Origin of the sequence: Pedobacter sp. SYSU D00535 (assembly GCF_017355855.1) — a bacterium.
Taxonomy (GTDB): domain Bacteria; phylum Bacteroidota; class Bacteroidia; order Sphingobacteriales; family Sphingobacteriaceae; genus Desertivirga.
Window position 1 is genome coordinate 186443 of sequence record NZ_JAFEWD010000004.1, and the last position, 26545, is coordinate 212987.

Annotated in this window: 24 protein-coding genes; 8 read left to right on the forward strand and 16 right to left on the reverse strand. The window is 44.1% G+C overall.

All coding sequences use genetic code 11. The annotated features are described in order from the left end of the window. Positions 1 to 13 precede the first annotated feature (13 nt). On the forward strand, positions 14 to 397 hold the full coding sequence (locus J4N23_RS11380) for a DUF423 domain-containing protein (RefSeq protein ID WP_207427370.1): 384 nt from the start codon (positions 14 to 16) through the stop codon (positions 395 to 397). Next, positions 397 to 2877 carry a primosomal protein N' gene (gene priA / locus J4N23_RS11385; RefSeq protein ID WP_207427371.1) on the forward strand — a complete coding sequence of 827 codons (2481 nt, stop codon included), beginning with the start codon at positions 397 to 399 and terminating at the stop codon, positions 2875 to 2877. Before J4N23_RS11380 ends, priA begins: the two co-directional genes overlap by 1 nt. An 8-nt stretch (positions 2878 to 2885) precedes the next feature. Here the strand turns inward: priA and J4N23_RS11390 are convergent, their stop codons facing one another. After that, complete coding sequence (locus J4N23_RS11390) at positions 2886 to 3623, reverse strand: hypothetical protein (protein ID WP_207427372.1); 738 nt, start codon at positions 3621 to 3623, stop codon at positions 2886 to 2888. A gap of 136 nt (positions 3624 to 3759) precedes the next feature. Here J4N23_RS11390 and J4N23_RS11395 point away from each other — a divergent pair, with 136 nt between their 5' ends. After that, entirely contained in the window at positions 3760 to 4419 is a 660-nt protein-coding gene (locus tag J4N23_RS11395) for a protein-L-isoaspartate(D-aspartate) O-methyltransferase (protein WP_207427374.1), read from the forward strand. Between the two features lie 4 nt (positions 4420 to 4423). Here J4N23_RS11395 and smpB read toward each other — a convergent pair whose 3' ends face one another. Further along, positions 4424 to 4873: an SsrA-binding protein SmpB gene (smpB, locus tag J4N23_RS11400; protein ID WP_207427375.1), complete on the reverse strand. Its 450-nt coding sequence runs from the start codon at positions 4871 to 4873 to the stop codon at positions 4424 to 4426. Positions 4874 to 4907: 34 nt separating this feature from the next. After that, a complete protein-coding gene (locus tag J4N23_RS11405) occupies positions 4908 to 5582 on the reverse strand; it encodes a metal-dependent transcriptional regulator (RefSeq protein WP_242689196.1) in 675 nt (224 codons plus the stop codon). Positions 5583 to 5653: 71 nt separating this feature from the next. On the opposite strand from J4N23_RS11405, the gene J4N23_RS21105 reads away from it, so the two are divergent. Further along, entirely contained in the window at positions 5654 to 7876 is a 2223-nt protein-coding gene (locus J4N23_RS21105; protein ID WP_207427376.1) for a TonB-dependent receptor, read from the forward strand. After that, the gene (locus tag J4N23_RS11415; RefSeq protein ID WP_207427377.1) at positions 7873 to 8370 is read left to right on the forward strand and encodes a thioredoxin family protein; all 498 of its coding nucleotides are present in this window, start codon (positions 7873 to 7875) and stop codon (positions 8368 to 8370) included. Before J4N23_RS21105 ends, J4N23_RS11415 begins: the two co-directional genes overlap by 4 nt. Here J4N23_RS11415 and J4N23_RS11420 read toward each other — a convergent pair. After that, the gene (locus J4N23_RS11420; protein WP_207427381.1) at positions 8345 to 10213 is read right to left on the reverse strand and encodes an Nramp family divalent metal transporter; all 1869 of its coding nucleotides are present in this window, start codon (positions 10211 to 10213) and stop codon (positions 8345 to 8347) included. The two genes, J4N23_RS11415 and J4N23_RS11420, sit on opposite strands and share 26 nt — an antisense overlap. A gap of 98 nt (positions 10214 to 10311) precedes the next feature. Here J4N23_RS11420 and J4N23_RS11425 point away from each other — a divergent pair, with 98 nt between their 5' ends. After that, positions 10312 to 10785: an Lrp/AsnC family transcriptional regulator gene (locus J4N23_RS11425; protein WP_207427383.1), complete on the forward strand. Its 474-nt coding sequence runs from the start codon at positions 10312 to 10314 to the stop codon at positions 10783 to 10785. Positions 10786 to 10799: 14 nt separating this feature from the next. Here J4N23_RS11425 and ung read toward each other — a convergent pair whose 3' ends face one another. Continuing rightward, positions 10800 to 11474, reverse strand: coding sequence for a uracil-DNA glycosylase (gene ung / locus J4N23_RS11430; protein WP_207427385.1), 675 nt, complete (start codon positions 11472 to 11474; stop codon positions 10800 to 10802). A 71-nt stretch (positions 11475 to 11545) separates the two neighbouring features. On the opposite strand from ung, the gene J4N23_RS11435 reads away from it, so the two are divergent. Then, positions 11546 to 12106: a lipopolysaccharide assembly protein LapB gene (locus tag J4N23_RS11435; RefSeq protein WP_207427386.1), complete on the forward strand. Its 561-nt coding sequence runs from the start codon at positions 11546 to 11548 to the stop codon at positions 12104 to 12106. A gap of 109 nt (positions 12107 to 12215) precedes the next feature. Here the strand turns inward: J4N23_RS11435 and J4N23_RS11440 are convergent, their stop codons facing one another. The 3 genes from J4N23_RS11440 to J4N23_RS11450 all read right to left on the reverse strand — a co-directional run bounded on the left by J4N23_RS11440 (position 12216) and on the right by J4N23_RS11450 (position 16428). Then, the gene (locus J4N23_RS11440) at positions 12216 to 12431 is read right to left on the reverse strand and encodes a hypothetical protein (RefSeq protein ID WP_207427387.1); all 216 of its coding nucleotides are present in this window, start codon (positions 12429 to 12431) and stop codon (positions 12216 to 12218) included. 149 nt (positions 12432 to 12580) lie between these two features. Then, entirely contained in the window at positions 12581 to 14302 is a 1722-nt protein-coding gene (lysS, locus tag J4N23_RS11445) for a lysine--tRNA ligase (protein WP_207427388.1), read from the reverse strand. 269 nt (positions 14303 to 14571) lie between these two features. After that, on the reverse strand, positions 14572 to 16428 hold the full coding sequence (locus J4N23_RS11450; protein WP_207427389.1) for an LTA synthase family protein: 1857 nt from the start codon (positions 16426 to 16428) through the stop codon (positions 14572 to 14574). A 197-nt stretch (positions 16429 to 16625) separates the two neighbouring features. Between J4N23_RS11450 and J4N23_RS11455 the strand changes: the two genes are divergently transcribed. Next, the gene (locus tag J4N23_RS11455) at positions 16626 to 17243 is read left to right on the forward strand and encodes a hypothetical protein (RefSeq protein ID WP_207427390.1); all 618 of its coding nucleotides are present in this window, start codon (positions 16626 to 16628) and stop codon (positions 17241 to 17243) included. A gap of 254 nt (positions 17244 to 17497) precedes the next feature. On the opposite strand, the gene J4N23_RS11460 is transcribed toward J4N23_RS11455, so the two are convergent. The 8 genes from J4N23_RS11460 to J4N23_RS11495 form a co-directional block, all read right to left on the reverse strand. Further along, on the reverse strand, positions 17498 to 18004 hold the full coding sequence (locus tag J4N23_RS11460; protein ID WP_207427391.1) for a 2'-5' RNA ligase family protein: 507 nt from the start codon (positions 18002 to 18004) through the stop codon (positions 17498 to 17500). Between the two features lie 263 nt (positions 18005 to 18267). After that, on the reverse strand, positions 18268 to 18888 hold the full coding sequence (locus J4N23_RS11465) for an L-threonylcarbamoyladenylate synthase (protein WP_207427393.1): 621 nt from the start codon (positions 18886 to 18888) through the stop codon (positions 18268 to 18270). Between the two features lie 39 nt (positions 18889 to 18927). Further along, positions 18928 to 19983: a 2Fe-2S iron-sulfur cluster-binding protein gene (locus tag J4N23_RS11470; protein WP_207427395.1), complete on the reverse strand. Its 1056-nt coding sequence runs from the start codon at positions 19981 to 19983 to the stop codon at positions 18928 to 18930. Positions 19984 to 19993: 10 nt separating this feature from the next. After that, complete coding sequence (locus J4N23_RS11475) at positions 19994 to 20245, reverse strand: KTSC domain-containing protein (protein WP_207427399.1); 252 nt, start codon at positions 20243 to 20245, stop codon at positions 19994 to 19996. A gap of 50 nt (positions 20246 to 20295) precedes the next feature. Continuing rightward, positions 20296 to 21741, reverse strand: coding sequence for an asparagine--tRNA ligase (asnS, locus tag J4N23_RS11480; RefSeq protein WP_207427400.1), 1446 nt, complete (start codon positions 21739 to 21741; stop codon positions 20296 to 20298). Between the two features lie 249 nt (positions 21742 to 21990). Continuing rightward, positions 21991 to 23394 carry a TolC family protein gene (locus tag J4N23_RS11485; protein WP_207427401.1) on the reverse strand — a complete coding sequence of 468 codons (1404 nt, stop codon included), beginning with the start codon at positions 23392 to 23394 and terminating at the stop codon, positions 21991 to 21993. Continuing rightward, positions 23384 to 24730, reverse strand: coding sequence for an HlyD family secretion protein (locus J4N23_RS11490; RefSeq protein WP_207427402.1), 1347 nt, complete (start codon positions 24728 to 24730; stop codon positions 23384 to 23386). The genes J4N23_RS11485 and J4N23_RS11490 overlap by 11 nt, the downstream gene beginning before the upstream one ends. Positions 24731 to 24732: 2 nt before the next feature. Next, positions 24733 to 26352, reverse strand: coding sequence for a peptidase domain-containing ABC transporter (locus tag J4N23_RS11495; RefSeq protein WP_207427403.1), 1620 nt, complete (start codon positions 26350 to 26352; stop codon positions 24733 to 24735). Positions 26353 to 26545 lie beyond the last annotated feature (193 nt).

Consider the following 26545-nt stretch of genomic DNA (forward strand, 5'->3'; position numbering starts at 1 on the left):
TTTGCGGACATTTATGAACAAGAAAATTCTTGCTACTGCCTGTTTTTTCGCAGCCCTGGCTGTAATTCTGGGAGCGTTTGGAGCTCATGGACTGAAAGGTCAGATTTCGTCCTCTGCTTTAGAAAATTGGAAGACTGCCGTCGACTATCATTTCTATCATGTTCTTGGCTTACTGTTCTTGTCAATTTTTCCCGGACGCGCAAGTAAGGCACCTGGACTTACTTTCTGGTGTTTCCTCATCGGGATCCTATTTTTCTCAGGTTCCTTATATCTTCTTTCAACCCGCGAAATTACCGGTCTGCAGGCTTCTTTTCTTGGTCCGATAACGCCACTGGGAGGGATGTTCTTCATCATAGGCTGGATCAGTTTATTTGTAGAGGCTATCAGAAGTAAATAATGCTTGAATTAAACTATGGCAAAGGCGGGCGGGTGACTTATTTCGTAGAGGTAATTCTGCCACTGGCGATCTCTAAAACTTATACCTACCGGGTGCCAAATGAAATGGCCGAGCGAGTAGGTATTGGGAAACGAGTGGTCGTTCAATTTGGCAAAAGCCGGATTTACACTGCCATAATCAACGCGATCAGCACAACGCCTCCTGAGCTTTACGAGGCTAAATATATTTTAGATGTCCTCGATAACGAGCCAATTGTTAACGAAAAGCAATTGCAGCTATGGCATTGGATCGCGGATTATTACATGTGCAATGTAGGAGATGTGATGCAGGCAGCTCTTCCTTCAGCTCTAAAGTTGGCCAGTGAAACGAAGGTGCTATTACTAAAGGATGTGCTTGTTGATAAGGCTGAGCTAAGCGACAAAGAGTTTTTGATAGTTGATGCACTTGAAATTCAGCCAGAACTGAAGGTGAGTGATATAGCGAAGCTGCTGGGTCAAAAAACAGTGTTTCCGCTTTTGAAATCCCTGTTTGAAAAAGGGGTAATTCATATTTCGGAGGAGGTGGTGGAGCGTTATAAGCCACGGAAGAAGTCGTTCCTCCGTATTAATCCTCTTTATGAAGCAGCTGAAGCCCGAAAGGAACTATTTGAGGCGTTAGAGCGTGCTCCAAAACAGCTCGACGCTTTCCTTGCATTCTTGAAGTTAAGCAAGCAAAACGGGGAGCTAACCCGGTCGGAGATTCAGGAGGAGTGCGGCTGCGGCCCGTCTGCAATAAAGGCTTTGCTGGACAAGGAGATATTTCTGCAGGAGGAACGGGTAGTAAGCCGGCTTGGCGAATCGGAGATTCTGGAACTGCAAAATTTCACCCTTAGTGCTGCTCAGGAGGAGGCGCTGGATAGCCTTCGGAGGCAGTTCGAGGAGAAAGATGTAGCGCTGTTGCACGGATTTACCTCTTCAGGGAAAACCCAATTGTATATTCGGTTGATAGAAGAAGCCTTAGCGAAAGGGCGCCAAGTCCTTTATTTGCTGCCCGAGATTGCATTAACCACTCAGCTTATCGAAAGACTGCGATTGTATTTTGGAAATAGAATAGGAATTTACCATTCTAAATTCAGCGATAACGAAAGGGCCGAAGTCTGGAACAAAGTATTGAAGCAGGAATACGATATCGTGTTGGGTGCGCGGTCGGCTGTTTTTCTTCCCTTTTCAGGTTTAGGTTTGATTGTGGTTGATGAGGAACATGAAACCTCGTACAAGCAGTTTGACCCTGCTCCACGTTATCATGCCCGCGATACTTCTGTTTATCTTGCTCACCTGCATCAGGCAAAAGTTCTGCTTGGTTCTGCAACTCCCTCATTAGAAAGCTATCTGAACGCTAACACGGGAAAGTACGGCTTTGCAGAACTTAAAGAGCGGTACGGCAGCTCTCAGTTACCGGAAATCAACGTCGTGAATATTGGGGAAGAAACAAGCAAAAAGACAATACAAGGGCATTTTACCAGTGTGCTGGTAGCCGAAATGCAAATGGCCCTGGATCGGAAGGAGCAGATTATCCTATTCCAAAACCGGCGGGGATACACACCTGTCTTGATTTGCCGTACTTGTGGCTATCTGCCAAAATGTATCAATTGCGATGTAAGCTTAACCTTTCACAAGAGCACCGGAAAGCTACATTGCCACTATTGCGGCTACAAACAGGAGACGCTGAGCGTTTGTCCCGCCTGTGGTTCCGTTCATATTGAGCAAAAAGGCTTTGGTACTGAGAAGATTGAAGACGATCTGCAGTATATCTTTCCCGATGCCCGTGTTGCAAGGATGGACCTGGATACGACTCGTAGTAAAAATAGCTTTCAGCAACTATTGGCTGATTTTGAAGATCAGAAGATTGATATTTTAGTAGGGACGCAAATGGTAGCTAAGGGACTCGATTTTGGCAAGGTGACTGTGATCGGCATTATCAGTGCCGACAGCTTACTAAACTATCCCGATTTTCGTGCCTTCGAGCGAAGTTTCCAGCTTCTGTCTCAAGTAGCAGGAAGGGCCGGGAGAAGGGACAGGCCTGGAAAAGTTATTATTCAAGCCCACAATACCCAGCATAAAGTATTGGATCAGGTCATCAGAAACGATTATTCAAGTTTGTATGCTACCGAGTTGCTGGAGCGTAAAAATTTTCAATATCCGCCCGTTTATCGCTTTATTAAGCTAGATATTAAACATAAAGATCCCTTGCAGCTTAGCGAAATAGCGCTGCGCTTCGCTGGTGATCTTAGACAAAGCTTTGGATCTCGAATCCTGGGTCCGGAGGAACCTTTAGTAGGCAGGATCAGAAATTATTATATCCGCACTATTTATTTGAAGTTGGAGCGTAACGGCATCTCCGTGGCTAAAGTGAAAGAAGGACTAAGGGAGCTCTTGCAGAAGTTTGAAGCATCAAAGCTTAATAAAGGAGCTTTTGTTCAGATAGACGTCGATCCTTACTAGTCCTAGTCCTAGTAGTTCAATCCGAAATTATACTGTAGGGACAGCATATTTACCGGACGAAACAGAAACTCCCATTTCCTGTAGTCGTTGAAAGAAGGTGAGCGGTCAGCACCAGAGGTGGTTCTGTTCTGCTTTTCGTAACTGTAAAGAAAGCTGAAGCTTGTTTCTGCAGCCAGAGTAAAATGATTAATTACGTTGAACTTTATCCCAAGGAGCGGAGCAAAAGCAAATCCGTTTTTTAGGCTACGTACCTCGTATGACTCGAAATTAGCGGGATCTTTAGATGTTACCTGTCCTTTAAACGTATTTCTCCTATACCCTATGTCAGTTCCAAAATATGGCTGGACTAGACCGTAAACGAAATTGCGTTCAAATCCTACCCGTAAGTTATTATCTTCAACTTTTCCTGTTGCTTCCTGGCACCCTGCACACTCGTTATCAAAGCTCGTATCGAAAAAGCTATAGTTTCCTGAGATTCGATAGCTTACCTGGTTGTCGTTGTACTTCAAAATCAAACCGTTGAAATACCTTTTTCTAAATTCTTCGGGGTTAGTTTGGTTCAGGATCTTTGGGAATTCCTCTAAACTGAAAGCTTTAAGACCGATGGTATACGAATAAAGCGGTTGTGTACTTATGGTTAATCGTTTAGCTTTTGAGGGTCGGTACACCGTGTCAATACGGACAATCTGAGCTTGCGCAAGTATGGAAAGTAGAAGAAATAGAAATAAACTTAGACCGCGTTTCATCTATCGTTGTTTACGCCATAAAGAACGTAAACTTATTTTTCTCCTGCAATTTTTTTATGCTCATTCCTAATGCCATACGGGCAGGGGACGATTTATTGTGTTTAAAGTACTAAAGGAAGCGTATTTTTGTTTTGAAATGGCCTACAAGTTTGTTGATAATTATCGTGAAAAAGGTGCTCGCAAAAAGCTGGTGGCAGAGCTGCGGGACGTGAAGAAAATTGAGGATAAACAGGTTCTTGATGCAATCGAGCGGGTGCCGCGACACTTCTTTTTTGACGAAACTTTTTGGACGCAGGCCTATAAAGACATTGCCTTCCCGATAGGAGAGGGGCAGACAATTTCGCAACCCTATACCGTGGCTTATCAAACTCAACTGCTACATATTCACAAGGGTGATAAGGTGTTGGAAATAGGGACAGGTTCGGGTTACCAGACCTGTATTCTCCTGGAATTGGGGGCTACCGTGTACACGATTGAACGCCAGGATAAGCTCTTTGAACGAGCCAAATTGTTTCTGGGTAAGATGGGTTATCAGCCAAATTTTTTCCTTGGAGATGGATCAAGGGGGATTCCCGAACACGCACCTTACGATAAAATCCTTGTAACCGCAGGCGCCCCTTTCGTTCCTGAAACCTTACTTAAACAATTGAAAATAGGAGGTACGTGCGTTATCCCGGTAGGAGATGAAAAAACTCAAAAGATGATGACCATTTTAAGAGTCAGTGAAACGGATTATGAGCGCATAGAGCTCGATACCTTTCGCTTTGTGCCTCTCGTTGGCGATCAGGCTTGGTAGATTTCTATCGCTTCATTACCCGGTCCAGCTCAATCTTGCTTTCCCGTTCTTTAATGGTCTCGCGCTTGTCGAAGGTTTTCTTTCCCTGTGCCAATGCAATCTCCAACTTGGCAAAGCCGCGTTCATTAACAAAAAGCGCGAGCGGCACAATAGTAAAGCCTTTCTCTTCACTCTTGTCGCGAAGTTTCTTTAATTCTTTTTTATGCAACAGAAGCACTCTGTCTCGCTTTTGTTCGTGGTTGTAGAAGGAGCCGTGCGAATACTCCGCAATGTGCATGTTCCTGACGTACAACTGCTCGCCCAAAAAAGCACAAAAAGCATCGTTCAAGTTCGCTTTTCCTTGTCGGATAGATTTTATTTCCGTTCCGAGTAGCTGGATTCCTGCTACAAACTTCTCCAGTATATGGTATTCGAAGTAGGCCTTCTTATTTCTTATGTTTAAATCGTTTGCCATTGTGTTTTCTAAATGCCACCGGTCTCCTAATGTTTTAAACAATCAGAATATTCTCGGCAAATTTTTGTGAGATAGTGATGTTCTTCCCATTGATTGCAATTTCCATCGAACCATCGTAGGGTTGCCTGGAAAGAACATCAATGTGGGTATTAATACCGAGTTCCAGCTGACTTACGTACTTTAAGAATGCTACCGTATTATCTTTTACAGCTACCATCCGACAAGTAGTGCCTTCAGCAGCTTCAGACAGCGTTTTTTTGTAGGAAGGCTTTAGTTCTCCGCTCGCCGTCGGTATGGCATCTCCGTGAGGGTCGTATTCCGGAAACCCCAGAAATTTATCAAGCTTGTCTACCAGTTTCTGCGATTGGATATGTTCCAACTGCTCTGCCACTTCGTGAACCTCGTCCCAGGTAAATTCCAGCTTTTCATACAGGAACGTTTCCCATAGCCGGTGTTTCCTCAGAATTTCTATCGCTTTTTTTCTTCCCGTGTCTGAAAGGGAAATTTTGCCATACTTTTCGTAGGAAATCAATTGCTTTTCTTTCAACTTCCTTAGCATGTCCGTCGCTGTTGCGGGTTTAACTCCTAAATAACCAGCCAGTTCATTCGTTCCCGCCGCGTTCTTGTGCTCCACTTCAATGGTGATGTGAAGTAATGCCTTAAGATAATTTTCCTCTGTGAAAGACAGCATGGCGATAAAATTACGCAAAAAAAGAGATTTATAAATGTTAGATAAACCTAATTCAGGATGTTTTGTTAGTTTTGGTAGAATAATTCGATATGCGTTCGTTTCAATTTTTGCTTTTTCTAATTCTGTACGCTTTCCACGGAACTGCCCAGACTGCAACAGTTCACGGATCTGTAAAATCGGTGGAATCTCCTGTGCCTTTTGCTACAATTAAAATTGAGAATCAGCAATATGCGAGTTCTACAGATTCCGCCGGCCGCTTTCAAATTAGGGGGATCACTACAGGAAAGCACACCTTTCGTGTATCAGCCCTCGGGTTTTTACCTGCCTCGAAAACCCTCTTGATAAGTGAGGGAGATAGTATCAAGTTGGAGTTTGAGCTAAAATCAGATGCAAAAAATTTAAATGAAGTAGTGGTTTCCGGAACCTTAAAGGAAGTAAACCGCCTTGAAAGCGCAGTTCCAGTGGAGGTTTACAGTCCCGCTTTTTTTCGTAAAAATCCCACTCCCTCCATCTTTGAGGCCTTGCAAAATGTGAACGGTGTTCGCCCCCAAATCAATTGTAATATTTGTAATACCGGCGATATTCATATCAACGGATTAGAAGGGCCGTACACTATGGTCCTAATAGATGGAATGCCTATTGTCAGTAGTTTGTCGACTGTTTATGGCTTATCAGGTATTCCCAATTCCCTTGTCGAACGGATGGAGGTGGTGAAGGGCCCGGCATCTTCCTTGTATGGTTCAGAAGCGGTAGGCGGCCTGATTAACATCATAACTAAAAAGCCCTCTACTGCACCAGTTTTTTCTGCAGATGTCTTTTCGACTACTTGGAACGAGATTAATACCGATCTAGGCTTCAAGTTTAAAGCAGGCAAGGCTAACGTCTTGAGTGGATTGAATTACTTCAACTACCAAAACCCCGAAGATAGAAATAGAGATAATTTTACTGATGTTACCCTGCAGCATCGGATCTCAGCCTTTCAGAAATGGTCGTTCAATCGGGATAATAACCGGCTCTTCTCCCTCGCGGGACGCTACTTTTACGAAGATCGCTGGGGCGGCGAGATGAATTGGAAACCAGCCTTCCGAGGCGGGAGCACAGTCTATGGTGAAAGTATTTATACCAAGAGGTGGGAGCTGCTTGGAAACTACCAGCTCCCGGTGAAGGAGAAACTCCTGTTCTCTTTCTCGTATAACCATCATGATCAGAACTCGGTTTACGGGCTCACTAGTTATCAAGCCAAACAGCACGTTGCATTTTCTCAGCTTACGCTCGATAAGAAGATCCATAACCACGACTTGTTAGTCGGCGCCGCGGTGCGTTACACCCTATACGACGACAACACGCCTGCAACCGGCGGCGAACTTTATCAACCCGACAAGGTGTGGCTGCCCGGGGTATTTGTGCAGGATGAAATTTCACTGAGCGCTGAGCATAGTGTGCTTGCTGGACTGCGTTACGATCATAACTCTCGCCACGGCGATATTCTTACTCCTCGTTTTGCCTGGAAATGGAAGCTGAATGATGAGAACCTGATTCGCCTCAACGCCGGTACTGGCTTTAGAGTAGTGAATTTGTTTACTGAGGACCACGCGGCACTTACTGGTGCCCGAACAGTGGAGATACTGGAGGACTTGCGGCCTGAGAAAAGCTATAACGTCAACTTGAACTACATTAAAAAGATCTACACTAAAAATAATGACGCGATCACCTTCGACTTTTCTGGTTGGTATACCTACTTCAATAACCGCATTATCGCCGACTACGAAAGCCATCCGGACAAGATTATTTACGACAACCTGGATGGATTTGCAGTTTCCAACGGACTGAGCGCGAACCTTGAATTTTCGTCGAGTGGGGGAGTAAAGATCCTTTCAGGATTTACATTAATGGATGTATTTACAGTTGAAAGTACTTTTGGAGATAGAATACGGCAGCGACAAATGTTGACAGAGCCCTGGATGGGAACCTGGGCCGTCACTGTTCCTATAAAAAAAACCGGCTTTTCTGTTGATTACACCGGTAACATTTACGGTCCTATGCGCTTGCCTGTCTTGGAGAATGATCCTCGGAGAACCACTTCTCCTATCTGGAGTTTGCAAAATATTCAGCTCACGTTTGCGAGCCACCGAGGATTCGAGATTTATGGTGGTTTAAAGAACTTGCTCAACTGGACTCCCAATCGGAGTGCTCCTTTTTTAATTGCAGGTAGTGACGATCCTTTCGGGGAGGAATTCGACACTACTTATGTCTACGCGCCCAATCAGGGACTACGGGGATTTTTCGGGATGCGCTTGACCATTAAGAAATGAACCTCCGGTGGCTAATAGGATTACTAATGTTGAGCCTTGGTGTTTGTAACCAAGCGTCCGCTCAACTGCAGTTGAAGGATATCGTTGGTATTAACAATTGCCTGAAGAATAGGGAAAAACCTTTGGTCGTCTTCATCTATACTGATTGGTGCAAATACTGCCAGCTCATGAAGAAAACCACCTTCAAAGATCCAGACCTGGTAAAGGCACTGAATGAGAACTTTCAAATGATCTTTTTTAATGCGGAGGAAAAACGGGAGGTGAAGTTTGGAAGCAGGACCTATAAATATATTCCGCACGGATTAAATACGGGTTTCCACTCCCTTGCTGAGTTGATAGGAGAAATAGATGGGGGACTAAGCTTTCCTTCTATTTGTGTGCTCGATGCCGGGTCAGAAGTTCTTTTTCAAGAGAAAGGCTTTATAGAGCCAGCGTATTTACTGAAAGTGCTTAAAGCTATATCATCTTCTAAACGATTAGTACCGGGATCTTAACCCGGTGGCGAACCTCATCAAGCGTTGCTCCAAAAACCAAATCCTTTAACCCGGAATGGCCGTGAGCTCCCATGACTAAGAGATCAAGCTGGTTTTTTTTGCTTAGTGCTGCAATCTCCGAAGCCGCTTTTCCGAAACCAATGAGCACAGTGCCTTTGTATCCGAGCTTTTCGATATTTTCTTTGTATTTCTCAACGTTCTGAACATCGCTCTGCGTCTCAAAATCCATTACACCTTCTTTGTGATAGCGGGCGCCAGCCGTTTCGACAATGTGGATGAAGAAATATTCAGCGTCTTTGCCGCCCTGAACAAGCGCATGATGAATTGTCTCTTTGTCTTTCTTAGAGAAATCAACAGGGATGCCGATCCTTTTATAAGCAATATTTGCTATCGCAGCAATTTCGATAGCACTTCCATGAGGAATGTGAGAGGTAGAGCGCTGCGACTGCTGAATTAAGGGTACAACGATTACATAGACAAGCAGTAGGCCCACAGCTACGATAACGGGAAGAACCAGGGCATACAGCCACCAGCTGTTTGATGTACTCATCCACCCATAAACTTCTTCAAATACAAGCTTTACATTCAGTCCCACGATGATAAAAGCGCTGATCCAGGCCACGATTTTGACCCAGGGTTTGATCGCAAATTCACCCATCAGTTTCTTATCACTGGTAAAGTGAATGAGTGGAATAACGGCAAAACCGAGTTGTAAACTCAGTACCACCTGGCTCAAAACTAATAACTCTCCCAGGGCGTCCTCTCCGAAATAAAGTATAGTAAAAAAAGCCGGAGTGATTGCCAGGAGTCTCGTGATCAGTCTTCTCATCCAGGGAGCGATCCTCAGGTTAAGATGTCCTTCCATCACTATCTGGCCGGCAAGTGTTCCCGTTATGGTAGAACTTTGGCCGGATGCTATCAATGCAATAGCAAAAAGGGCAGGAGCAAGCGATCCAAAAATTCCTTCCAGCAATTTGTGAGCATCCTGGATTTCCGCCACCTCGAAATAGCCATTTTTATAGAAGGCTGTAGCCGCTAATATCAAAATGGATGCGTTCACAAAGAAGGCGAGGTTTAATGCCACTGCAGTGTCGATAAAATTATACTTAAGAGCTTCCTTAATCCCCTTGCTGCTCCTGTCTATTTTACGCGTTTGTACGAGTGACGAGTGCAGGTAGAGATTATGCGGCATTACAGTGGCTCCAATTATACCGATGGCAATATAAAGAGCATTTCCGGATAGAAATGAAGGTTCGAAGCCTCTTACCACTTCGGACAGTTCCGGTTTAATGATGAACATTTCTGCCAGAAAAGATAAACCGACTATAAAGACCATCGATACAATGAAGCTTTCCATCATTCTCATTCCCTTATTGAGCAGGAATAACAGCAGGAATGTATCTAAAATAGTAATGGAGATACCCCAAATAAGTGGTAGATCAAAAAGCAAATTTAAACCGATGGCCATTCCAATGATCTCAGCAAGATCGCAGGCGATAATGGCAATTTGAGCCAGGATGTATAGCGGAAAGTTGGCCCAGCGGGGAAAGGCGTTTCGTGAAGCTTGGGCCAGGTCCAAACCTTTCACGATACCCAGTCGAGTGCTTAACGATTGCAGAAGCAAGGCAATCAAATTTGACATGAGCAGCACCCAAATCAACCGATAACCAAATTGACTGCCTCCCGCAATGTCAGTTGCCCAGTTGCCAGGGTCCATGTAGCCGACGCTAATCAGATAAGCCGGGCCAATAAAAGCAAGAAGCTTCCGCCAACCTTTTTTCCCGGAGGTGCTGACCGAAGAATGAACTTCTTCTAATGACTCGCTGTATTTAGTTGATGCCATGAATTTTACCCTGTTTTACAAATCTAATAATTAAATTAGGTTAGTCTAAAAATAACAGAAGTATTTAATTTGTTTTAAATTGGCTGATATTTTCAGTTATGCCTTTTCAACCTGACAAGATAGATTTACAAATATTAAAGATTCTCCAGCAAAACGGTCGGATTACCAATTTGCAGCTGTCGGTAGAAATCGGACTTTCTCCAGCCCCAACTCTCGAGCGTGTCAGGAAGTTGGAAAATGCAGGAATTATTAAAAACTACCACGCAGTAATTGACGAAGAGGAGCTAGGCCTTGGTATCAAAACCTTCATTCAGGTGCAGCTTGACTTTCACAAGAGCAACACCATACAAACTTTTGCCGACGAAGTAAAGGATATCAAGGAAGTGGTGGAGTGTCACCACGTAACCGGCGGGTGTGATTTTATCCTCAAGGTTCATGTGAAAGATATTAAGGCTTATGAGAAATTGATTATGGAGAAGATCAGCAACATCAGTGTAGTTAAAACTTTTCAAACCATGATGATCCTTTCCACTAGCAAAAAGGATCCGGTAATGCCCTTAGAATACGAATAGAAGTATCAGGAAGCTCAGCCTTCTATTTGCCAGTCTATTTCTTTTTTCCCTTGCTCTAGTAAGAATTTGTTGGTTGCCGAAAAATGCCGGCATCCTTCGAAGCCCCTGGCGAGCGGTGAGGGGTGAGGGGCAGTTAAAATATGATGCCTATCGGCATTGATAAAAGCTGCTTTTGTTTGGGCAAACCTTCCCCAAAGAAGAAATACAATTCCTTCCCGCTGCTTAGCTAGTTTTTGAATTGCTGCATCCGTGAACTGCTCCCATCCTTTCTTTTGATGAGAACCTGCCTCGGTTGCTCTTACCGTCAGCGTCGCGTTGAGTAAAAGTACTCCCTGATCTGCCCACTTCGTTAAATCGCCGTGAGTAGGAATTTTGAACCCGGGAATATCTGCAGCAAGTTCTTTATAGATATTCCGCAGCGAAGGAGGTACAGTAACACCTTTTTGAACCGCAAAAGCAAGTCCGAAAGCTTGGTTGGGGCCGTGATAGGGGTCCTGTCCGATAATTACAGCTTTCACCTGATCAAAGGGAGTATGATTGAATGCATTGAAAATCAAGTTTCCTGGAGGGTAAACGGTTTTTCCCGAATCTTTCTCCGCTTGCAGAAAATTCCCGAGTCTTTTCATGTAGTCTTTTTCGAATTCCTCTCCTAAAACACTCTGCCATGATTCTTCTAGTTGAATTGCCATAATTCGCGGTTTTCTTGTTTAAGCGGCTAAATAAGCAGATATTTGCGCTCACAAAATAAAGATTTTTTAAGATGCCAAATATCGTAAGGTTAATTCTTGGATTCGCCCTTCTGGGATCAGCAATTGCGCTGATCGTTTTCGGTCATTGGGGCTGGGGGATCCTGGTTATACTGCTTTCCATTCTCGTGTTTGTAACGTTTTTCTTTAACGAAAAAATGCTTATAGCTCAGTTTTATCTCCGTAAAGAAAATATGGATATGGCTGAACAGTGGTTGTCAAAAATTAAGAATTACGAAAAGGAACTGATTAAGCCACAACAAGGTTATTACCATTTGTTGTTAGGATTGATCGAGTCACGCAGAGCGCCCATGCAGTCTGAGAAGTACTTCAAGAAAGCTCTGTCTTTGGGAATGACAATGGATCACAACATTGCACTTGCGAAACTTAGCCTTGCTGGAATAGCCATGGCGAAACGGAACAAACGTGAAGCTACTATGTATTTGCAGGAAGCTAAGAAGGCGGATAAAAACAAGCTTCTAGCAGAGCAGATCAAGATGATGCAAGGGCAGATGAGCCAGATGGATCGCACCGTTGTTCAACAGCGCGGCGGCGGCGGCTTCAGAGGCAGATAGAATTCAAAGCAAGATGAACATAAAAAAAGCTCCAATACGGAGCTTTTTTTATTTGTATGATTATCAGTTCAGAAGATGTCATTCTTTGCCAGTCTGACCGGACCGGATTTTATTTGTCGTCAAGATGATCGAAGTATTCACTTCTTTCAGCCTCTCTTCTGCGGGTGATGATGTCTTCATCGTCTGCAGCTGTACGAAATGAAGCAAATAAACCTTCTGCTTGAATTCGTTTTAGTAGGTTGTTGATGAATGATAAATCGAAGTCCTCTTTATTCAATTTAATCAAGTATTCGTTTTCTGTTATTTCAATGCTAGATAGTTTCATAATCACAATACTATTTTCAATATAAAGGTAATGGGGGAGTGTAAAGCGAAGATGTGCAGTTGATTAAGGTTTTGTTAATAAGGTTAGTACCCTGAAATACAAAAAGGCCCGCCTGTGAAAGACGAGCCTTAAAATTTTATGGATGCTCCTTATTCAAACCATAACATCACATCTTCCTTGGCTGGAACAGTGATATCAAGCTTCAATTTCTTTCTCATCCCGCCAAGGTCATTGAATACCTTGTTCGGATTTGCAGCCTTCAGTTCTTCAATGGTATTGAATCCCATCTTAATTAATACCGGAACCCACTCGGCCGGAACCCCGATCGCCTTAAAGTCGTCTACCGAAGCTACCTTCAGTCTCTTTTCCGGACGCATCTGAGGGAAGAATAGCACTTCCTGAATAGTGCTTTGGTTAGTCATTAGCATAACAAGGCGGTCAATACCGATGCCAAGCCCGGCAGTAGGAGGCATCCCGTATTCTAATGCACGTAAGAAATCTTCATCCATCGCCATCGCCTCTTCATCACCGCGATTAGCCAATAAAAGCTGATCTTCCAGACGAGCACGCTGATCCAGGGGATCATTCAGTTCAGAATAAGCATTGGCAATCTCTTTCCCGTTAACAAACAGCTCAAAACGCTCTACCAGCCCTTCTTTGCTCCGGTGTTTCTTAGCCAGCGGCGTCATTTCTACAGGGTAATCCGTGATGTAAGTGGGCTGAATCAGATTCGCTTCTACTTTCTCTCCGAAGATCTCGTCAATCAGTTTGCCCTTGCCCATGGAAGCATCGACTTGAATTCCCAGATCAGCACAAACTGTTCTCAGGCCAGCTTCGTCCATTGCAGAAACATCAATGCCGGTATATTTTTGGATCGACTCGAACATCGACAGCTTCTCGTAAGGTCCGGCAAAATCGATCACGTGTTGCCCTACTGGAACTTTAGGAGTGCCGTGGATAGCTACAGCTACTTTCTCCAAACACTCTTCTACCATTCCCATCATCCACACATAGTCTCTGTAGGCAACATAAATTTCCATCGAGGTAAACTCTGGGTTGTGCGTGCGGTCCATGCCCTCGTTGCGGAACATCTTACCGAATTCGTACACGCCATCAAAACCCGCTACAATCAAGCGTTTCAGATAAAGCTCGTTCGCAATACGCAGGTAAAGCGGCATATCGAGGGTGTTATGATGCGTTTTGAAAGGTCTGGCAGCGGCCCCTCCGTGTATTGGTTGCAAGATCGGCGTTTCTACTTCCATCCAGCCTTGACTGTCGAAGTAATTGCGCATCGTATTGATTACCCTTGAACGATTGATAAAGATCTGCTTCAGGTTAGGATTAACGGTTAAGTCAACATAGCGCTGGCGGTAACGCAATTCCGGATCTGTGAAACCGTCGTATACGTGACCTTCCTCATCCCGCTTCACAATCGGAAGTGGCTTTAATGATTTTGCAAGCACAGTAAATTCGGCTGCGTGAATAGAAATTTCGCCTGTCTGCGTGGTGAAAACGTATCCTTTAATGCCTAGGTAATCGCCAATATCCAGCAGTTTCTTAAATACGGTGTTATATAAGGTCTTATCTTCACCTGGGCAAAGATCGTCGCGCTTGAAATAAATCTGGATACGACCAGTCGCGTCCTGCAGCTCCACAAAAGAAGCACTGCCCATGATCCGACGGCTCATAATACGACCCGCGATGCTGATATTCTTGTAGTTGGTTTTATCGCGCTCGTAATTTTCCTTAATATCTTTGGCAGTTACATTTACCTCGAAAGCCTCTGCAGGATAAGGTTCAATACCTAATTCCCGAAGCTGCTTCAACGCCTCACGGCGCAAAATTTCCTGTTCCGACAGTCCAATGCTCATGTTTATATGCTGATTTTAACCTGAAATTATTACTTTAAGTAATTTCTGCAAAAGTACTATTTCGCGCAGAACAATCAAGGAATGATTTGAGGCCTCGTTGGTGACAAGGAGTACTTGAATGAATATGGAGAAGAACGCCAACTCTCGCATCAGGGCCAGTCCTGCCATCTGCTCATACGCCTGCAGGCCTTAAGCTCAGGGCCGGTATCCGCGCCTGTCAGGTCTATTTTACAGCAGGGGAAGCACCGACGAATGTGCCACTTCCAGCGCTAATATGCCATATACTGCTGGAACACCTTCTGCATATAGGCCTTGGCGTTTTTAAGCAACCGGTTGTCGATCTCTTTGGAGACTTTGTTTTTACGGAAGACTACCTTACCGCTTACTGCCTCGAAGGTAATGGCCTGTGTAGGATCGACCATTCCAAATCCATTATCCCAGTTGTAAAAGGCAAAGTCTTGCGCTTTCGGATCCAGCAAGTTCTTCGACCAAAGTTGTGGAAAGCGGAGTCCTATTTGTGTGAATAGCGTTGCCGCTATATCCGTCTGGCTCCCAATTTTATCTACCGTAATTCCTTTGTACTCCTCTTTTATTGCGCCACCAAAAAACAGTAAGGGGATGCGGTACCGGGCAGCATCATGAATTTGAATATCTCGGGGCAAGCGGTGACCGTGATCGGCAACAGCAATGAAAACAGTATTGTCATACCAACTCTGTTTCTTAGCTTTCTCAACAAAGTCGCCGATGCATGAATCAGCATAGTAGGCAGTGCTTTTGTATTTGTTTACCAAATCATCCCCTTCAAAGTGAGGGCGAACAGGTAGGTCGAAGGGCTCGTGATTCGTTAGTGTAAGAATGGTAGAGAAGAAAGGCTGCTTTTCTTTGTTCAGGCCATTCAATAATTTAGCAAAGACCCGGTCGTCATAAGCACCCCACTTAGAGCTCAATTCGTGCTCTTCGAAATTCGACTTGTCTACCAGCGTCTCGCAACCATTATTATACAAATACGATTTCATATTGGTAAACTGGCTTTCACCTCCATAATAAAAGGATGTTTTATATCCCAGCTGATTGAAGCTTTTATACAGTGATGGCAGGTTTTTATGCTTGGAGCTTTCCTTAATGATACTTGGACGCGTTTGTGAAGGGAAGGCGCTGAGTATCGCTACCAGACCTTTGTCAGTTCTGCTTCCCGAAGCGTAGATATTGCTGAAAAACACACCTTCCTGTTTCAGTTTCTCCAACGAGGGGTCTACGCCCTTTTCGCCACCCAAGCTCTCCACGACGTCAGCAGTAAAGCCTTCCATTACTATTAATACTACATTGGGTCGGTTCGTCTTTAGTATTTGTTCCGACCCTCCTGAGCGTTTAGTATACAGTTCCTTAACCAACGCAGTAGCCTCTGCCTCCTTCAAATAGTTGTATGGGTACTTATTCGCCGATAAGGACATTTGTACTGACTGAAAAAAAGACCATTGGGGATTCACGGATGCATAATTCAAATCCTGACTATCCGAATAATACGCCATGCTTTCATTGATAGGGGTAAGCTGAAGTCCACCCCTGATTGCTACTACATTTGCTGCTGCCAGGCCGACAATCAGCGGAAGCTTGTACCACTTGAAACCTTCTCTGAACATCTCGTATCGAACCAGTGAGCGCGACAGGCCGAAACCAGCAAGAAGCATTAAGGTCAGTACGAGGATGGAGGGAATCGGTGGAGAAGAAAGACTGCTCGCGAGCGCTTCTCCCGGAGAACTGAAGGCGAATTCGAATGCCCGATAGCTAATAAGTGAACCCCATTCTTTGTAAATATTTACGTTGATTACCGCTACTAGCGATACGAAGACCACCCAAAAGACCGTGTAACCTTTAACTAGTTTCTTACTTATTCGTAGTTGTGGGAAGAGCAAAAGGACAAGGAATACTAATAATGGAATGCTGCAGATGTAGGCAGCCATAGAAGCATCTAGCCATAAACCGTACACAAAGCTCTTGGCAATCTCGGGCAACGACAAGCTTTTTAATCTCCCTATAAAAAACAAGAGGAACGTGAATCGCTCCAGAAGGAAGAAGAGCAGCCAAAATACAAAGTACCTGACAGGATTTACCAGGTTAGTTAACATATTCATTCTAAACTCAAAACCGCAGGACACGGCAGTGCAAACTTCTGAAAAATAATGTAATCTGCAATACGGTGGGATGAAAGAAAGGTTGTGGTGATTTAAATGGAGGAGGTCAGTAGGTTGGAGAAACCCACATCAATAAATTTACGGGAACGAAATTTTTTCTACCTTTAACTATAACTTAAATACACCTGAACATGAAAAAAATACTTTACCTATTCCTTTTAGTCTCTGTGATTACCTCCTGCAAGAAGAGCTCAGACGGCTTTGACGAACCAAACGACAGTAAAGAGAAGCAACCAGAAGTTTTTATTCTTAAAGCGATTAGCTACTCGATGGAGGAGGGCGATGGCGAGGAGATTATAACGATCCTTCAAAAGCCTGTCACTGTTGAAAATAAGAGTAATGCCCACGGGACGACATTTTTCGACTCTTTTGAAGAGATTAAAGAAACATCGCACTTCTCTAGTAGCGATTCAATGGCATTTCCTGAATTTGATCTTGATTCCGTAAAAGTTTCGGTACCGGTCCAACTTCTGTCCGACAATCAGGTTGCAGTTGGCTCAAGTAAATGGCTGTATGAGCCGGGCGTGGTTGAGCTGCCATCGGGAAAAACACAGGTCAACACCCTAAGTTATACCCCTTACACCAGAATTACTGTTAACTCTAGTTTGAAAATTAAAAAATATACACTTACCTACAAGGCTACTTTGGTAAACCAAAATACCGGCAAAGAAGTAGAGGTTAAAGGAAAGTGGAGAGGGACTACTCCTTTTGGTAGCGATCTAAAAATTGAATACCAAGAAATCAAGTAGATTCAACTGGAGCACTAACAGGCGGGTAGCAGGCCAGTCTGTTAGTGCTTCCCTCTGCAGCAATACAATTCTCTAAACCTCAGTTCTTTCAAATAGCACCCCGGCCTTCTCCAACAGTTTCCCTAAGAACATTTTCAAGTGTCTTTTGCGAAGAGCACAAATATTATAGCCTTTATAGTCAAGGATAAATTCAACAGCGTCCGAGGACAACTAAAATATGTTTTAACATCGATCAGGAAATTCTGAAACAAGGGTTAAGACAGGAAGGGGAACTGCCTGTAAAGTTCCCAAGGGCCGGATAAATATTTCCATAAGGAAAAACCTTCTGCCTGAATGGTGAAAGGCTTGAAAGAGGACGTTAAGGTCTGTTGAAGGTTTCTGGCAGCCTCTGGGGATACCTTATTCTGAATTGTCACATGGGGCCATAGCTTTTGCTTGTCTTGAGGTATCAGGTACGGATGCCAGGCGTTTTGCAATTGCTTGTGCATTAACTGAAGAATCGTACTTTCCAGTTTGAAAGCTACCCCGCGCCCCAGAAATAGTACTTCGCTAGCAGTTAAACTGAACACCTCTTGTTGTTGACTGAGTTGTTCAAGTCTACCTTCAATTTCGGCTAGTTGAGAGTAGGGTAAGTTATGAAACAGCGTTAAATGTGCGTCCAGATAGTTCCTTTCCGGAGGAAAATACTTTTTACGAAGAGCGTTTAGGTGAACAAAGCTTTGATCGTCCAGCGTAAGTGTAAGGATCAACGGAACTTGCATAACCGAAAGGCTCAAAACTTATAACCTAAACAGATTTGCAGTAAACTATAAAGCTCTAAGCCACTGGCCGAATAGAAAACCTTCTTTGGCGATATGAATCAGAAGGGCTAAGAATACTAAAACAGCGATAAGATTGGTCGGGAAGCTTTTTGATGTCATAAGTTTAGATTTTAGTTTAGTAATTATTTTCGTCGCCAGGGAAGATTGGGATTTTATACAAGGCTAGAGGATGTCAAAACTGACGTATTAACATCCTCCATCCATCAAACTAATTCTTCGAGGTTTCCTTTACCTTGTCGGATGATATTAAAGTCACCGGTAGTGCAGTCTACCACGGTAGACGGCATATTCCCTCCGTAACCTCCATCGATTACTATGTCTACCTGCCCCTTGTATTTCTCATGAATAAGTTCCGGATCGGTAGAGTACTCCATGATTTCATCTTCATCGTGAATAGAGGTAGACAGGATGGGATTGCCGAGCTGGCGGACAATTTCTCTAGCGATTTCATTATCCGGAACACGTATTCCTACTGTTTTCTTGTTCGAGCTTAACAGCTTCGGTACTTTGTTCGTCGCTTCAAAAATAAACGTGAAAGGGCCGGGTAAGGCCTTTTTCAATAGGCGGAAGACCGATGTATCTATAGGTTTTACGTAGTCAGCAATGTGACTAAGGTCGTAGCAAACGAAAGAGAAATTTGCTTTTTCGGGCTTGATGCCTCGGATTTGACAAATCTTCTCGATAGCTTTCTGATTTGTGATGTCACAACCTAAACCATAGATGGTATCTGTAGGGTAAATTATAACCCCTCCCTTTTTAAGCACCTCAACAACTTGCTGAATGGCTTTTTCACTTGGATTGTTCTCGTAAATCTTCAACAGCATGATATAAAAATTAAATTTGCTTTCTAAAGTTTTGTCTTTTTACCAAACGTCCTGAAAATTAATTGTAACCGGGCTCTGCGCTGGAAAGCCGGTGCAGGTAAGTACCCATCCTTTTTTTAGTTCGGCTTCTGTTAATACTTCGTTTATGCTCATGTATACCTCTCCTCCGCGACAAACAGCGGCACAATTGCCACAAACTCCACCTTTGCAACTATAAGGAAGATTCAAACCTGCAGCAAGTCCGGCATCCAAAAGACTTTGGCCCGATTTTACTTGCACCTCCGTTTTCGTTCCGTTCATGCTAAAATGCGCCAATGCATCGGGAAACCTTTTCAACTGCACATTGCCGGCCCGCATAATTTCGGGGAGGTAGTTCTCCTTCAAAATGTTCTCTTTCTTGAAACCCATCAAACCAATGGTGAACCGTAGCATTCGCATATAACTGAATGGTCCACACAAAAGAAACAGGGAATTGTTCCTGTCGAAGCGCAAGAGTCGATCTAGCAAAACTTCCGTACTCAGGTTGCTCAATCTGCCCTGTTCTGCAAGTCGCAGTACGGGATCTGAAAATAGAAAGACCAGTTCCAGCTGCTGGTACCGCTTCGCCAAATCTTCAATTTCATCTAAAAAGAGAGTGTCTGCTTCGTTGTGATTGCTGTAAATAAGATGAATTACTGACTGTGGCTCTTCCTCCAAAAGATAACGGATCTGAGGAAGTATCGGGATAATCCCGCTACCGGCAGCAAAACAGAAGATATCTCGTTGAGCGTTAGGGATAGGCTCCGGCGTGAACCGTCCCGCAGGACTAAGTGCCTGCACTACCGAGTTCATCTCCCAGGTGTCAAGAATATAGCGGGATACTTGTCCATTCACTACTTTTTTTACCGTAATTTTTAATGGCTCCCCAGGCAGGCTGAGAATCGAGTAGGAACGCCGGATCTCCTGACCTCTGATATTAAGCAGGAACGTAAGGAACTGTCCTGGCCGGTGTCGCGGCGACAAGCCGGTTAGGGGCTCCAGAGTATACGTTTTAGCCAGGGCCGTTTCTTGTTTAACGGCGACTATCTTAAGTTGAAGTACGTTGTTTTCTGTCATAAACGACCCATTAGGCAAGTTCTACGTATTCATACAGAGGCTTAATTTGTGTATTTACAAAAGTTCCGGACGACCCGCCGTTCAGCACCTCAAGTTTGTACCTTTCCCACATTTGCGGCTCCACATTCAAGTAATGGTAGATTCTGGAGCCGCGGAACTCTACCTCCAACACCCTTAGCTTTTCCGAGTAGTCGATATAAACGGTTGTGCCGGAAGCAGGAGTTTCCAGTCGGTTGCTACTATTCAACTTTCCTCTTCGCATCTAAACAGAAAAAGCTCCCTCAGGAGCTTTTTGTTTATCTTTTTTTAACACTAAAATTCCGCATTCTTTGGTGTCCGAGGGAAAGGAATTACGTCGCGGATATTTGTCATTCCGGTTACGAAAAGTACCAGACGTTCAAATCCTAACCCAAAACCTGCGTGCGGAGCGGAGCCGAATCTGCGGGTATCTAAGAACCAGCTCATCTCTTCCACCGGGATGTGCATTTCGCGCATGCGTTGTTCCAGCAGTTCCAGCCGTTCTTCCCGCTGTGAACCGCCCACAATCTCACCAATACCCGGGAAAAGAATGTCCATTGCCCTTACCGTTTTTCTGCCTTCAGCATCCACCTCGTTCTGGCGCATATAAAATGCCTTGATCTCTGCTGGATAGTCGGTCAAAATTACCGGCTTCTTAAAGTGCTTCTCAACCAGGTAACGTTCGTGCTCCGATTGAAGATCTGCACCCCAGTTCTCAATCAAATACTTGAACTGCTTTTTCTGGTTCGGCTTTGAGTTTTTCAGAATATTGATAGCTTCCGTATAAGTCAGCCGCTCAAAGGAATTCTCCAGGCAGAAGTTTAGCTTAGCGATCAAATCCAGGTCAGAACGCTCATTCTGTGGCTTCTGCTTCTCCTCCTCCAGCAAACGTGCTTTCAGGAATTCCAGCTCATCACTACAGTTATCTAAGGCGTAACGGATCAGATATTTCAATAAGTCCTCCGCCAAATTCATGTTATCGTTCAGGTCGTAGAATGCCATTTCCGGCTCTATCATCCAGAACTCTGCAAGGTGGCGGGTGGTATTGGAGTTTTCAGCTCTGAAGGTCGGACCGAAGGTATAAATCTCACCAAAAGCCATCGCTGCCAGCTCGCCTTCTAACTGGCCAGATACCGTCAAATTGGTCGATTTTCCAAAAAAGTCCTCTTTGAAATTGATCGAACCGTCTTCATTGCGTGGGATGTTGTCCAGATCTAATGTGGTCACACGGAACATTTCACCAGCACCTTCAGCATCTGATCCCGTCACGATAGGTGTGTGCATGTAAACAAATCCGCGGTCGTTGAAAAACTTGTGAACCGCGAAAGCGAGGGCATGTCTTACTTTAAACACGGCATTGAAGGTGCTTGTGCGGAAACGCAGGTGCGCAATCTCACGCAAAAACTCCAAACTGTGTTTTTTTGGCTGAAGAGGGAATTTCTCCGGGTCACTGTCGCCCAAAATTTCCAGTTCCCGTACTTTTATTTCTACCCGCTGACCTTTACCCAGCGACTCCACCAACTCTCCTGTAACAGAAACAGCGGCGCCAGTAGTAATGCGTTTTAGTAAAGCCTCGTCAGTAGTGGTAAAATCAACTACAGCCTGAATATTATTTATGGTAGAACCGTCATTAATAGCAATAAACTGATTGTTACGAAAGGTTTTAACCCATCCTTTAACTGTAACCTCCTGTCCAAACTCTGTGGCGTTTAGTAAATCTTTAATTTTAATTCTACCCATTTTTTACAAGTGTTTATCTGGGCAAAAATACAAATCCCAGCGTCATTTCAATTTTATTATCAGCAAATGAATAAATAGGAGGTGGGGGCATATTTTTTTGAAAACGAACGGATGTATTTCAATCGACCTGCAGTCCTGCTATCGCTCATACGCCTGCAGGCCTTCCCCGCCTGGCCGGTATCCGCTCTATCAGGTTTAGATTAGCCCGCCAGTATTCCAGTTACCCTTTTCCCGCAGCTCGCCCCTGGTCTACGGTAAAGATTCCAATTTCTCAGGCAGCTCGCCCGAGAGCCAAAGCACCTTCAACTGTGCCTTTTTGATTTTGGCCTCGGTTGCCAGGATCTTCTCATTGAGTTCAAGTAGTTTACTTTCTCTCGAATTTACCAGGAACAGTGAGCTTTCTCCCAGGCGAAAACGCATTTCTTCTCCCTTCAGCAATTGCTCATTAGCCGTATAGGACTGCCTTAAGATTTGTAGTTGATTTTGAAGGTTGGTCAGCTCAGCAATATTTTGTCGCGCCTTATTTTCAAGCTCATTCCTTGCCAGTGTCTGCTCCAATTGCGTATTCTGAATTTTGATTTTGGCCTCAGCTAACTCGCCTCTGGCGGTTGAAAGCGTCAGAGGAAAGGCAAACTGCAATCCAATCTTATTATTATTGTTCCAGTAATCTGCATTCAGATTTCGTAGCGGCGTTCTTCCCTTGTTCAAGAGGCCCAGCTGTAAATTTAGTTCAGGTCTTAAGCTTTCAGCTTTAAGTCTTCTTTCTATCGCCAGGTCACGTAATTTAAATTCATAACTCAGGAGCTTGGGATTATTAGTGATGTCTGTATCCGCTGTAAGAGGAAGAACGAGCGTGTTTTGAGGCCTTATAGATAGTTTTTCCGGGTCGACCGCTGTGTTGTTTTCCAACCATAAGAAGGTGCTAAGCTCGTACAAGGCGTTTTGTAATTCGAGGCTCGCTTCCTGTAGCTGCAATTCGCGCTGCTGCAAAACCGTAAGGGCTTCAATAGTGTCAATAGCCGGACGATCACCGCCTCTGAAACCTCTTTTTACCGCCTCAAAACGCACCTTTGCCAGCTCCAGTGTACCCTCGTAGATTTTAAAGATGCGGTAATTGTTCTGCCAGTTGATGTAGCTTTCCCCAGCTTGCATATACAAGTCGTTCAAAATAGCACGTTGTTCGTTTTCGCTCGCTTCTGCAAATATCCGGGCCTGGCGTAGAGAGGCTCGTCGTCGGTCCATCAAGAGTCCCTTACCCAGCGGAATGCTCACGCCGGCGTAGCTGAGTCCTTCTTTCGGTACTTTGTTCTGCGGGTTGATGTAAGCACCCTCAGCTTCAGTATAATTCGCTTTCAATTCAAGCCCAAACCAGAGAGGTAGCTTCACCTCAGGCGTTGTAAAGGTGTAGTACTCTGTACCGTCGAACAGTTTTCTATCGTAATCCAGACTTAGTTTTGGATCAAAGTTGCCAAGGGCCTGCAACTTTCTCGCCCTGGCAAGACGTTCCAGTAGTTGGGCTTGCTGACTGACCGGATGGTTTTTGCGTATGATGGCAATAAAACCTTCCCAGCTAAGTGTATCAGAAGTTACCTGGGCATTTGAACTGCCGGCCAGCAGAATAAACAAGAGACTTAGCAGAACACTATTTCTCATTCTTCTCTTTTTTTTCGGTTTCACTTGGACCCTTATAATATTCAGGAGGGAAGCCGTTCAGTTGTCGCCATAACTCATAAATAATTGGAACGTCTTTTAACAGTGCGATTCCCTGAGTTCCGCCGCCGTACCGTAGCTGTTGCGGCCATGGCTTTTCCCCATCGGGAACCACCCAAATTCGGAATTTACCGTTGGGGTTGATGGAAGGATCCACCGTTGCAATTTTTCCTCCGAAAGTTCCATAAGAAGCCTGGGGCCACCCGGAAAACACAATTGCGGGAAAACCATCAAACTGCAATCGAACCCGCTGGCCGGGTTTAATAAGCGGCATGTCAACGGGGGAGATAAACATTTCTACTGCAGGCTCGAACTGCGTTGGTACAATCTGCATTAGCTGCTCCCCGTCCTTCACTACTTCTCCGATCCCGGATTTAACCGTGCGGAGTACCTGCCCCGACTGCGGAGCGGTGATCACATAAAAGCCCCGACGTTGTTTGTAATTGGTGTACTGGTTGCGAAGTTTAGCCACTTCACTTTCGGTTGTCGACACCTGCGACAAGGCGGAAAATCGTTCTCCTGTTGTTTTGGAAATTTTTTCAGCGTATTCCTGCTCCGTGGCTGATAAATCTAAACGGATATTTATCAACTCGTTTTTGCTACTGTAGAATTTGTTTTCTGCACTGATTTTCTTGGCTTGCGCATCCTGAAAGTACTGCTGACGTTGCTCGAGTTCTGTGAGCGACTTTAATCCTGCCTCATACAATTCCTTCTGGCGATCTAGCTGCTCAGTGGCAATTCTTAACTGATTTCTTGCAGCAATAAAGCTGATGCTATCCGATTGCACCTGAAGCCTGTATTGGCGATACTTGTTCTGCAACTGCTGAATCTTCAGTTTCATAGCGAGGAGCAGCGCCTGCTGTTGCTGTTCGGTGGTATTGGCTTTCTGTCTGTAAAAATCAATCGACGCACTTTTTGCCCTGATCTGTTCGTCTACCCTGTCAAGTAGAGAGGAATCCAGATATTCTTCTTTCACCTCTGCTAACTGCAGCAGCGTATCGCCCTTTTTTACGACTTGACCATCCTGAATATGCCATTTTACAATTCGCCCCGCAATAACGCTGTTAATCTGCTGCGGACGTTGGTTGGGTTGTAGCGTAGACACAATTCCCGGCGATTGGATGTTTTGCGTCCAAGGTAATAGAAGGATAATCGCGAGGATGCAAAGAGCTACGAGTAAATATTTTCTCCATTTCCTAGAAGGCTCATTGCTTATAACTTTATTGAAGGAGTCGAACTCTTTCAACTTATCCGTTTGTGTTTTGCTGTCTAAAAACATCTTTAGCTATTAGTTACAGAACCATCTTTCATTCTAATTACTCTGTCGCATTTACTAGCAAAAACCGCATCGTTGCTAATTGCCACCACTGTACAAGGATTTTTTTCGGAAGTGAGGAAGTCTATAATTTTATTTTTTGATTCTGCCTCAAGTCCCATCCATCCGTCTTCTAAAAGCAGTAACGATGGTTTCATGAATAAGCATCGTGCTAGTAGAATCTTTTGTGTGGTATTGTATGAGAGCTTTTTCCCTTGCGGATCCAGCACAATGCCTAGTCCCTGCTGTTGCATATTGATAAACTCGGTGAGCCCTACCAAATCACAAACTTTATTCAGCTCGCCTAAGTCGGGGTTGTTTTTGCCCACCGTGATATTTTCTAGCAAAGTTGCTCCAAAGAGCTCTTCTTCCGTCAGGTACATGGCCACATTTTTATGAAGAACCTGAGGTTTTAGGCTCTTCAGCGGAACTCCGTTGTAAAGGATGTTACCGGTGAAGTTTTGCAGGGTGCCGCTTAGCAGTGTGAGCAGTGTCGATTTTCCTGAACCTTCAGATCCGGTGATGCACACTTTTTCCCCGGATTTGATGTCAAGGTCGAGATTTCTAATTATCGGATTTGCTTTATCGTATCCAAAAGTAACATTGGTGAGCTTTACAGCGATACCAGGAGTATGCGACCAATTGTCTTCGTTGATCAAGCCTTCTTCAGAGTCCTGTGGCTTTTCGAGTACCTTATTGATTTTTTCCAGCGAGGTGAGTACATCATACAAGACCTCAAGACTAACAATTAACTTCTCAACGGAGTTAATAATGGTAATAATGATAATTTCTGCCGCTATAAACTGGCCGAGGTTAATTTGCTGATTTATAAATAGCAGCGATCCGATGATCAGCATTCCTGCGGTAATGAGGACTTTGAAGGCAATAACGATGCGGTATTGAAAAACCAGAACTGAAAAATGCTCATCTCTGGAGTGTAGATAGCCGTTTACCAGTTTGTCGGTCTTTTTCAGGTGTAGGTCGTTATGCTGGTAAAACTTAAAAGTCTTAATACTTCTGGAGATTTCCTCCAGCCAATGTGCCACATCGTATTTATAGTCCGATTCTCTGATGCTTGTCCTTAATCCCTTCGGACTTGTCACGTAAAAGATCATGATCACAAGTACGGCCAGTAGAAATCCGAATGCAATAAAAATGGAGTGATAGAAACTAAGTAATATCAGCCCAAACAAGACCTGGATACTGGCTGCAGGAAAATCAAGTAAAAGTTTTGATAAGCCTTTTTGGAGACTGGCGGTGTCAAAAAAACGGTTTACAAGCTCCGGCAAGTAATACTTGTCGATGCTTAATAAGTTGAGCCGCGGGATTCGATATGCGTAGGCAAAAGTTAGCCGGGTGAAGATTCGCTGTTGGATGCGTTCACTGGCACGCATCTGTGCTATTTGAAGGATCCCGTTAAGTAAAACTCCAATCACTACCAGAACAATCAAAACAATGAGCGAAGTGCTGACAGTTCCTCCAAATACAAGGTTAATGATGGCTTGGATGCCGAGAGGTAGGGACAGTAGAATTATCCCGCTTACTACAGCATAGATGTAAACACTTGTTATTTCTTTTCGTTCCAAATTTATTAATTGGAAGAGCTTTCTAGTTGCTTCCCTTATTGAATACTGGTTTGCCACGCCTCTTAAATTTTTGCAAAAATAAGCATTGCTATTTAGTGTGATAGTAATGCTATTATCAATATTCTAAAATGTTTTTGTTATGATACAGTATCTTTGCTCTGATATACGTCATACTGTTATGTGCAGAATGAAA